Origin of the sequence: Micromonospora zingiberis (genome assembly GCF_004331455.1) — a bacterium.
Lineage (GTDB): Bacteria > Actinomycetota > Actinomycetes > Mycobacteriales > Micromonosporaceae > Micromonospora > Micromonospora zingiberis.
Genome location: NZ_SJJR01000017.1, coordinates 116,191 through 125,618, shown reverse-complemented (window position 1 = coordinate 125,618; position 9,428 = coordinate 116,191). Strand labels below are relative to the sequence as shown.

General features: G+C 71.7%; 7 protein-coding genes. 3 read left to right on the top strand and 4 right to left on the bottom strand.

Annotated features, from left to right (window positions below; all coding sequences use genetic code 11):
- Positions 1-258 precede the first annotated feature (258 nt).
- Together E0H26_RS22110 and E0H26_RS22105 are read right to left on the bottom strand one after the other, a co-directional pair.
- The gene (locus E0H26_RS22110) at positions 259-831 is read right to left on the bottom strand and encodes a DoxX family membrane protein (RefSeq protein ID WP_131306770.1); all 573 of its coding nucleotides are present in this window, start codon (positions 829-831) and stop codon (positions 259-261) included.
- A gap of 152 nt (positions 832-983) precedes the next feature.
- Positions 984-1,712 (bottom strand): helical backbone metal receptor, encoded by a 729-nt coding sequence (locus E0H26_RS22105; protein ID WP_131306768.1) that lies wholly within the window; start codon positions 1,710-1,712, stop codon positions 984-986.
- A 165-nt stretch (positions 1,713-1,877) separates the two neighbouring features.
- On the opposite strand from E0H26_RS22105, the gene E0H26_RS22100 reads away from it, so the two are divergent.
- Complete coding sequence (locus E0H26_RS22100; RefSeq protein ID WP_131306766.1) at positions 1,878-2,738, top strand: PDDEXK family nuclease; 861 nt, start codon at positions 1,878-1,880, stop codon at positions 2,736-2,738.
- Between the two features lie 275 nt (positions 2,739-3,013).
- Entirely contained in the window at positions 3,014-4,291 is a 1,278-nt protein-coding gene (locus E0H26_RS22095; protein WP_131306764.1) for a hypothetical protein, read from the top strand.
- Positions 4,292-4,491: 200 nt separating this feature from the next.
- Here the strand turns inward: E0H26_RS22095 and E0H26_RS22090 are convergent, their stop codons facing one another.
- Complete coding sequence (locus E0H26_RS22090; protein WP_131306762.1) at positions 4,492-4,836, bottom strand: histone-like nucleoid-structuring protein Lsr2; 345 nt, start codon at positions 4,834-4,836, stop codon at positions 4,492-4,494.
- A gap of 270 nt (positions 4,837-5,106) precedes the next feature.
- Between E0H26_RS22090 and lon the strand changes: the two genes are divergently transcribed.
- Positions 5,107-7,443, top strand: a complete 2,337-nt coding sequence (gene lon, locus E0H26_RS22085; RefSeq protein ID WP_131306760.1) for an endopeptidase La — start codon at positions 5,107-5,109, stop codon at positions 7,441-7,443.
- A 200-nt stretch (positions 7,444-7,643) separates the two neighbouring features.
- Here lon and E0H26_RS22080 read toward each other — a convergent pair whose 3' ends face one another.
- Positions 7,644-9,341, bottom strand: a complete 1,698-nt coding sequence (locus E0H26_RS22080; protein ID WP_131306758.1) for a DEAD/DEAH box helicase — start codon at positions 9,339-9,341, stop codon at positions 7,644-7,646.
- Positions 9,342-9,428: the final 87 nt, after the last annotated feature.

Below are 9,428 nucleotides of genomic sequence, written 5' to 3'. Positions count from 1 at the left end.
TTTTAAGTACACAGGCGACCCCCGAGAACCACACGGGCGAGGACCCTCTTCCCCAACCCGCCGCTTTTCCGATCTTTTGTTGTCGGGACATTTGCCGCTGAACGGGCAAGTCGGCGACCAGAAGTGCAAGATCGGCGCCGAAGCCGCCGCCGACGTAGGGCGACAGCACCCGCGGAGGTTGGGGTGGTGGGGGTGGGGTGGCAGTGTGCGGCGGGCGTCACCGTGGGTGACGCCCGCCGGGTGGGGGAGGTGATCAGGTCAGCGGAGCCAGCCGAAGCGCTGGACGATCGGCAGGCGGGCCCAGGTGCGGCCCAGGCCCCAGGTGTCACCGGCGTTGGTCACCGCCAGCAGGGCCAGCACCCCGGCGTAGACCAGGTGGTCGTCCATGAACGGGTTGTTGGCGGGCGGCAGCGCGGCGGTCCACATCAGCACCAGCAGCAGGCCACCGGCCGCGGCGGCGACGCGCACCCCGATACCGAGCAGCAGCGCCGTACCGATGGCCGCCAGGCCGATCATGAACAGCCAGTCCGCCCAGGCGGCGCCGGCGATGCCGTTGTAGAACCCCTGGAACGGGCCGGTGGCGCCGAAGGTCAGGAAGCCCTTGGTGGGGCTGCCCCCGTTGATCCAGGCGTTCTTCGCCTCGGTGGCGAACCCCAGGCCGAACACCTTGTCCAGGAAGGCCCAGAGGAAGATCCAACCCAGCGCCAGGCGGAGCCCGGCGAGCAGGTAACGGGTGGCTCGCTTGCGGGCGACCTGCTCCCGGATGGTCTCGGCTCCCGGGGTGTTGGTGGCGGCGGTGTTCCGCTCGATCGTCGCGGTCATCGTGTCCACGTCCCTTCTCTTGCTTCGCACCGCTGTCCCGGTGGCATCTCCATTGGACGCCGGCCAGGCAGGTGACGAGCAGGGCCGACCAGGCCATGACCGGGCGGGACCTTGGTCCCCTCTCCGCGGGACCTGCCGCCTTCCCCTGCGGGGACGGGTGCTCAGCCGGCGACGACGACCGGGTTGGCGAGCTGATCGGCCAGCAGCGCGGGCGCCTCGGCCAGCGACGGGCCGTACCAGGTCAGATGCCGTCCGGACACGAGTGCGCAGGGCAGGCCGGCGAACGCCTCCGGGCCGTCGTCGCGGGTGAACAGGTACGGCTCGTCGGGCAGCACGACCAGGTCCGGTGCCGTGGCCCGCAACTGCGCCAGGCTCGGCCGGGGGTACCGGTCCGGGTGGTCGGCGTACCCGTTGCACACGCCGAGCCGACGTAGCACGTCCCCGGCGAAGGTGTCGGCGCCGAGCACCACCCAGGGCCGCCGCCACACCGGCACCACGGCCCGCCGCGCGACGCTGGACTCCGGCAGGTCCGCCCAGGCCCGCCGGGCCGCAGCCAGCCAATCGGGCTCCGCGGGGGCACCCAGGTCACGCAGCAGGTCGGCCAGCTCGGTCAGCGCCTGGTCCACCGTGCGCGGGCCGGTCACCCGCACAGGTACGCCGGCGGCGGCCAGCGCGGCGGCGTCCTCGCGTCGGTTCTCCTCGGTGTTGACCAGGACCAGGTCCGGGCGGAGCGCGTGCAGCCGGTCCAGGTCGGGGTACTTGCTGCCGCCCACTCGCGGCACGTCCAGATCGCCCGGGTGGGTGCACCAGTCGGTGGCCCCGACCAGCAACCCGGGCAGGGTCACCGCGACCGCCTCGGTCAGCGACGGCACCAGGGACACCACCCGCACCCGCCCACCTCCTCGACCCGCGCCGGCCCGCCGGTCCGACGCATGTCCGGCCGGATCCGGCATCGGGAGCGCGTTTCCGGTCGGGACGACCCACCCAGGGGAGCCGGCCGGCATGATCGCCATCCTAGACTCGGGCGGTCGGCGGCAGGATTGGGTGATGCGACGATGACCGGTGACCACGACGCCTGGCTGGCGACGATCCCGGCCGGGGCCGGGCGTGGTGACGTGCTGCTCCGCGCCGGGCAGCGGGTGCACGCCGGCCTGCGCCTCGGCGACCTGGTCCGGCGCCGCCCTCCGGGTGTCACCGGACACCAGTGGAACGTCGCCAGCCGGTCTCGGCTAGACCTCGTGGTTTGTGCCGAGGGCACCGACCGCGTCGAGTTCGCCGTCGAGTTCCGGCCACCGTCGCTCGACGCGGCCGCCCGCCGGTCCGAGCGGGTCATGGCGGCCGTCACCGCCGCCGTCGGACTGCCCGTTCTGCGGCTCGTCTCGACCACGTTGACCGCGGCCGAGCACGGGCCGGGGATCGTCACCTACCTGCTCGACGCCCGCCGGTACGCCGAGGGCGCCGTCGGGGCCGACGTGGCGGCCGTCGGATTCCGCGACATCGTCGGCCGGTTGCCCGACGGCCGGACCGGTGCGGTGAACGACCTGGGTGCCCTGGCCCGGGCCGACGCGGTCCAGGCGTACGTGGCCCGGCGGTTGGCCGACCCGATCCTGCGCGGGCTGCACGTACGCTGGGCCGCCGGCCCGGCCGAGGGCTGGGCCTGGGTCGAGGTGCGTCCGGGGGAGTGCCTCGTGGAGCGGGTGTCGCTGCACGCCGACCGCCTCTCCTGCGGGGTCGATCCCGCTCGGCTCGCCGAGGATCTGGCCGTGCTCGCGGTCGGCGACCAACTGCGCCGGCTGGACGCCGGAATTCCGGTGCTGGTCGGTCGTCCGGAACTGATCGGTGACATCCGGCGGCTACGGGAACGCCGGCACGAACTCGCCGACGACTTCGCCTACGACCACCTCTGCCAGGTCTGACACCTGGGGGTTGACGCATCCGCTGATCCGGCGGGTGCGCGCCGAAAAAAAGTCTGCCGACTTTGAACCGCCGTCACGGCCGGTCCGTACCTCACCGGGAATGGACAGGATCTCCCCGACCCGCACCGACAGGCGCGGGAGACGGTGCGGAAAGGGCATCGTCGTTAGTCGACGTGCCATCGGTGCGTTCGGATGTCCGCCGAGCGTGCCACCACGATTCCGTTCGGTCCGTCGAGTCACGAATCAGGTACCGGATCGAGAAGGAGAGCAATTCGATGCGCAGGTCCCCCCGGTCGCGCCGACCATCCGGTAGCACGCGGACGAAGCGACTGCTGGCCGTCGGCGCCACCCTCGCCGTATTCGGCGGTGTGGTCGCCGTGACCCAGATCTCATCGGCCGGTGACCGACGGCCGAACAAGCAGCCCCGACCGGTGGCCGCCGAGTGCGTGGCGCCGAGTCCGGGTGCCACCGCGCCGACCGCTCGTGGTGCCACCACCACCCGCACCTTCCAGAACGGCCGTTGGGTGACCAACCACTGGGGTGACGGACAGCAGACCGTGGCGGAGTGCCAGGAGACCCGCAGTGGTGGTGCGACCACCGGCTCGCTGGCCGTGGCCTGCCCGGACGTGGTCAGCCGGCTGCCCCAGGTGCCCGACCGGGCCCGCGCCGAGGTGGACCGTAACCTGGCCCTGTTGCAGACCCAGATCACCGAGGCCGACCAGCGGCTGGCCGCCGAGGGCAACAAGGGTCAGGCGTTCATCAACAACACCATCCTGGGCCCGCTGGCCAGCAAGCGTCGCGCCACGCTCGACCGGATCACCATCGCCATCGACCGGTTCGGGCCCCGCCCGCGCGGTCTGGCCGACCTCGCCAACTGCCAGGTGCGGCCGGTCAACAACAACAACGGCGGGAACAACGGCGGCAACAACCCGAACAACGGCGGCGGCAACAACGGCGGGAACAACGGCGGCAACAACGGGGGTAACAACCCGAACAACGGCAACAACGGCCTCGACGTGCTGGCGAACAACTGCAACAACAGCCAGTTGCAGCCGCACGACGGCTTCCAGAACGGCAACCGCTGCATCAGCACCGCCTTCGGTGAGGTCGGTTCGGCAGCCAACAACCCGTCGCTGCTGATCACCGAGTTCCCGCAGCAGATCAACCGTAACCAGGGCTTCGCCCTGCGGGTCAGCACCCGCAACCTGGTCCGGGACCGGTTCCTCCCGGCCGGACAGGGTGGCTACTACCTGGAGAGTTCGCTGCTCAACGGCGAAGGACTGACCCGGGGCCACTTCCACACCGCGTGCCGAATGCTGAACAACACGAACGAGGCTCCCGCGCCGGAACCGGTGCCCGCCTTCTTCGTCGCCACCGAGGACGGCGGCGGCGGCCGTCAGCCGGACAGTGTGGTCATCCAGATTCCGGGCCTGCCGGAGTCGGGTACCGCGCAGTGCGCGGTCTGGGCCGGTGACGGCTCGCACCGCATCCCGATGTCGGAGCGGGCGAACCAGACTCCCGCCTTCGACGCGGTGCGGATTCAGGTCAACTGACGTCCTGAACTGACCAGGCAATGGTCGTGGGGTCGTCCGGGGGAAGTGCTCCGGGCGACCCCACAGTCGTGTTGACCGGCGTCCTGGCAACCGGCTCGACGTGCCCCCGAAGCAAATCCCGCCAGCGCCCGGCCGACATCGGTGTCCAGGATGTCGGCGAGCGTGGCGTCTGAAAGAGTCCCCCCGCGTGCGGCCGCTGTTCAGCGGCTCTTGTACGCCTCGACCACCTCGACCGGGATGCGCCCCCGCTCGGAAATCTTGTAGCCGTTGTCGACCGCCCATTCCCGGATGGCGCGGTTCTGCTCGCGGTTCATTCCCGGAGTGGCCGAGCCACCCGCACGGCGAACGGCGCGGCTGGTGTCGCCACCCCGCCCGAGGCGACGACCGGCATTGATAAAGGGGTCCAGCGCCTTGCGCAGGACTCCCGCGTTCTCGTCGGAGACATCGATGGTGTACGCCACGCCATCCAGGCTGAACTCGAGCGTCCGGTCGGCTTTTCCGCCGTCGAGGTCGTCGGTCAGTACCGTGATTACTTTTCTTGCCATCCTTGATTACTCCTTGTGTCTGGCGGGGTGTGGTCAAAGTTTGACGCATCGTCCGGCAATTGCGCAACAAAAGCGCTCCTTGGCGCGGCCCGCGTTTTGCGGGCCATCGAAATCCCGATTCGGCGGTCTTGCTTCGGAGAAGTGGTGGCCCCACCTGGCCCGCGTCGTGCCGACCCCGTTGTGGCGTGTCCTGGATCACAGCAAGGAACAACGAGAGTCCTTCGTGACTTGAGCCTGACACGCTCAACTCAATGCGATAGCAGGTGTTCGATGGCAACTCTTCCGGTACTTCCACTGACCGACGCCGTGCTGCTGCCCGGCATGGTCATCCCGGTGACCCTCGACCCGACCACCCAGGCCGCGGTCGACGCGGCCCGTGCCACCGGCGACCACAAGCTGCTCGCCGTGCCGCGCCTGGACGGCGAGTACGGCTCCGTGGGCGCGATCGCCACCATCGAGAAGGTCGGCCGGCTGCCCAGCGGCGAGCCGGCCGCCGTGGTCCGCGGCCTCGCCCGCGCCCGTATCGGCACCGGGGTACCCGGTCCCGGCGCGGCGCTCTGGGTCGAGGCGACCGAACTCGACGAGCCCGCCCCGGCCGGCAAGGCCCGGGAACTCGCCCGCGAGTACCGCGCCCTGGTGACCTCCGTGCTCCAGCAGCGCGGCGCATGGCAGGTCATCGACGCGGTGGAGCGGATGACCGACCTTTCCGAGCTGGCCGACTCGGCCGGCTACGCGCCCTGGCTCAGCCTGGCGCAGAAGACCGAACTGCTCGCCGCGCCGGACGTCACCACCCGACTGGAACTGCTCGTCGGCTGGGTCAAGGACCACCTGGCCGAGCAGGAGGTCACCGAGCAGATCAACTCGGACGTCCGCGAAGGGCTGGAGAAGTCGCAGCGGGAGTTCCTGCTGCGCCAGCAGCTCGCCGCGATCCGCAAGGAACTCGGCGAGGACGCCCCGGACGGCTCCGCCGACTACCGGGCCCGCGTCGAGGCCGCCGACCTGCCCGAGCCGGTACGCGAGGCGGCGCTGCGCGAGGTCGGCAAGCTGGAGCGGGCCAGCGACGCCTCTCCGGAGGCGGGCTGGATCCGTACCTGGCTCGACACGGTGTTGGAGATGCCGTGGAGCACGCGTACCGAGGACAACACCGACCTGGCCGCGGCGCGGGCCGTGCTCGACGCCGACCACGCCGGCCTGGCCGACGTGAAGGACCGCATCCTGGAGTACCTGGCGGTGCGCAACCGGCGCGCGGACCGCAACCTGGGTGTGGTCGGCGGTCGCGGCTCCGGCGCGGTGCTCGCGCTGGCCGGTCCGCCCGGGGTCGGCAAGACCAGCCTCGGCGAGTCCGTCGCCCGGGCGCTCGGCCGCAAGTTCGTCCGGGTCTCCCTCGGCGGCATCCGCGACGAGGCCGAGATCCGGGGCCACCGGCGCACCTACGTCGGCGCGCTGCCCGGCCGCATCGTCCGGGCGCTGCGCGAGGCCGGCTCGATGAACCCGGTGGTGCTGCTCGACGAGGTCGACAAGCTCTCCGTGGGGTACGCGGGCGACCCGGCCGCCGCCCTGCTGGAGGTGCTCGACCCGGCCCAGAACCACACCTTCCGGGACCACTACCTGGAGGTCGACCTCGACCTGTCCGACGTGCTCTTCCTCTCCACCGCCAACGTGGTGGAGGCCATCCCCGGCCCGCTGCTGGACCGGATGGAACTGGTCACCCTGGACGGCTACACCGAGGACGAGAAGGTGGCCATCGCCCGCGACCACCTGCTGCCCCGGCAGCGGGAGCGGGCCGGGCTGACCGCCGACGAGGTCGACGTGGACTCCGCGGCGCTGGGCCGGATCGCGGGGGAGTACACCCGGGAGGCCGGCGTACGACAGCTGGAACGGGCCCTCGCGAAGATCATGCGGAAGGTCGCGGTGAGCCTCACCGACGACCCGACGCCGGTCCGGGTCGGCGCGGACGACCTGGTCCGCTACCTCGGCCGACCGAAGCACACGCCGGAGTCGGCGGAGCGGACGGCGGTGCCGGGCGTGGCCACCGGCCTGGCCGTCACCGGTGCCGGGGGAGACGTGCTCTTCATCGAGGCGACCAGCATGGACGGTGAGCCGGGGCTGACCCTGACCGGCCAACTCGGCGACGTGATGAAGGAGTCGGCGCACATCGCCCTCTCCTACCTGCGCGCCAACGGCCGCCGGCTCGGTCTGGACCCGAACGCCCTCGCCGGGCGGCGGATCCACCTGCACGTCCCGGCGGGCGCGGTGCCCAAGGACGGCCCCAGCGCCGGCATCACCATGGTCACCGCGCTGGCGTCACTGGCCAGCGGCCGACCGGTACGCCCCGAGTTCGGGATGACCGGTGAGGTGACGCTCTCCGGCCGGGTGCTGCCCATCGGCGGGGTGAAGCAGAAGCTGCTCGCCGCCCACCGGGCCGGCCTGACCGAGGTGATCATCCCGGCCCGCAACGAGCCGGACCTCGACGACCTGCCCACCGAGGTACGCGAGGCGCTGACCGTGCACACCCTGGCCGACGTCGCCGACGTGCTCGCCCTGGCGCTGCGCCCGGCCGAGATCGACCCGGCGTCGCTCGACGACCAGCGCCTCACCGCCGCCTGAGGTGTAAGGAAGGGGCCCTTGTTAACGCCTCCGGTAGAGCAGGGGCCCCCTATTAACAAACGCATCCGGCAGCTGGCATCGCCCGTCGAAGGGCGGCGCCAGCTGCCGCGTGTCGCGGGGCGTCGCAGGGTGAGAAGGGTTCCCTTCTCTACGACAGGCGTTAATAAGGTGCCCTTCCTTACACACCACCCCGAGCGGGATCAGCGGCCGGTGTCGCGGTCGCGGCGGACGGTGGCCTTGCGGCCCTTGATGGTGCTCTCGCGCAGCCCGGCGATCACCTCGTCGGCGACGGCGATCGGCACCTCGACCAGGGAGAACCGGTCGGCGATCTCGATCGAGCCGATGTCCCGGCCCCGGATCCGGGTCTCGCCGGTGATCGCGCCCACCAGGTCCTGCGGGCGCACCCCCGCGCGCCGACCGAGGCCGATGAAGACCTGGGTGGTGCCGCTGGTCCGGGCGCGGGCCGGGCGGCGCTCGCCCCGGGCCTCGGACCCCGGGCGGGTCTCCCGGGGTGCGCGGACCGCGACCTGCGGGATCTCCTCCTCGGTCTCCTCGGTGCCGGGCAGGGTCGCCTCGTGGGCCAGCTTCACCGCGGCCAGCGCCACCTCCATCAGGTCGAACTCGTCGCTCAGCGTCTCGACGATCACCCGGAACGGCTCCAGGTCGTCCTCCAGCAGGCTTTCCCGCAGCGCCGCCTGGGTCAGCTCCAGCCGGCGGGTACGCAGATCGGCCACGGTCGGGATCTTGTCGATGGTGATCCGCTGCCCGGTGACCCGCTCGATGGTCTTGAGCATCCGGTGTTCCCGGGGCTCGGCCAGGGTGATCGCCACCCCTTCCCGGCCGGCCCGGCCGACCCGGCCGATGCGGTGCACGTACGACTCCGGCGCCGACGGCACGTCGTAGTTGACCACGTGGCTGAGCTGCTCGACGTCCAGCCCGCGCGCCGCCACGTCGGTGGCGACCAGCAGGTCGGCGGTGCCGGCGCGCAGCCGACCCATCACCCGGTCCCGCTGTTCCTGGCTCATACCGCCGTGCAGCGCCTCGGCCCGGTAGCCGCGCCCGTTCATCGTCTCGGTGAGCCGGTCGACCTCTTCCCGGCTGCGACAGAACACGATCGCCGCGGTCGGCGACTCGACGTCGAGCACCCGGCCCAGCGCCGCCGGCTTGTGCGCCCGCGCCACCAGGTACGCGCTCTGTCGTACCCGGGGTGCCTCGCCGGCCACCGGCTGTTCCCGGGCGATGAGGATCCGCACCGGGTCGGTCAGGTGTGCCCGGGCCATCCCGTCGATGCGGGCCGGCATGGTCGCCGAGAACAGCACCGTCTGCCGCTGTTCGGGGGCGTGTTCCAGGATCGCCTCGATGTCCTCGGCGAAGCCCATGTCGAGCATCTCGTCGGCCTCGTCCAACACCACCGTGGCGAGGTTGCCCAGCCGCAGCGTGCCCCGGGCGATGTGGTCCAGCGCCCGGCCCGGGGTGGCCACCACCACGTCGACCCCGTTGTCCAGGGCCCGCAACTGCCGGCCGATCGGCTGCCCGCCGTAGATCGGCAGTACTCGGGTGCCGAGGTCCTTGCCGTAGCGGTGGAAAGCCTCGGAGACCTGCACCGCCAGTTCCCGCGTCGGCACCAGGACCAGGGCGACCGGGTCGCCGGTGGGCCGCTCGTCGGGCATGCGTTGCAGCAGCGGAAGGGCGAACGCGGCCGTCTTGCCGGTGCCCGTCGCGGCCTGCCCGAGCAGGTCCCGACCGGCCAGCAGCGGGCCGATGGCCTCCCGCTGGATCGGCGTGGGCTCCTCGTAGCCGAGCGCGGAGAGCGCGGCGAGTAGTTCGGGGCGCAGGCCAAGGTCCGCGAAGGCGGGCGGTTCGGTGGACGGATCCGGCAGTACGGGCGTGGAACTCATGGGTCAAGCCTTTCATCACGTCCGGGTGTCCGCTGCGGCGACCACCGCAACATCGGCCAGCACCCCTCCCGGTGCCGTGGCGGCGGC

Bases quoted from the DNA above. Each gene is read 5' to 3' on its own strand.
- E0H26_RS22100 (WP_131306766.1), top strand. From the start codon at position 1,878: ATGACCGGTGACCACGACGCCTGGCTGGCGACGATCCCGGCCGGGGCC.
- E0H26_RS22095 (WP_131306764.1), top strand. From the start codon at position 3,014: ATGCGCAGGTCCCCCCGGTCGCGCCGACCATCCGGTAGCACGCGGACG.
- E0H26_RS22090 (WP_131306762.1), bottom strand. From the start codon at position 4,836: ATGGCAAGAAAAGTAATCACGGTACTGACCGACGACCTCGACGGCGGA.
- lon (WP_131306760.1), top strand. From the start codon at position 5,107: ATGGCAACTCTTCCGGTACTTCCACTGACCGACGCCGTGCTGCTGCCC.
- E0H26_RS22080 (WP_131306758.1), bottom strand. From the start codon at position 9,341: ATGAGTTCCACGCCCGTACTGCCGGATCCGTCCACCGAACCGCCCGCC.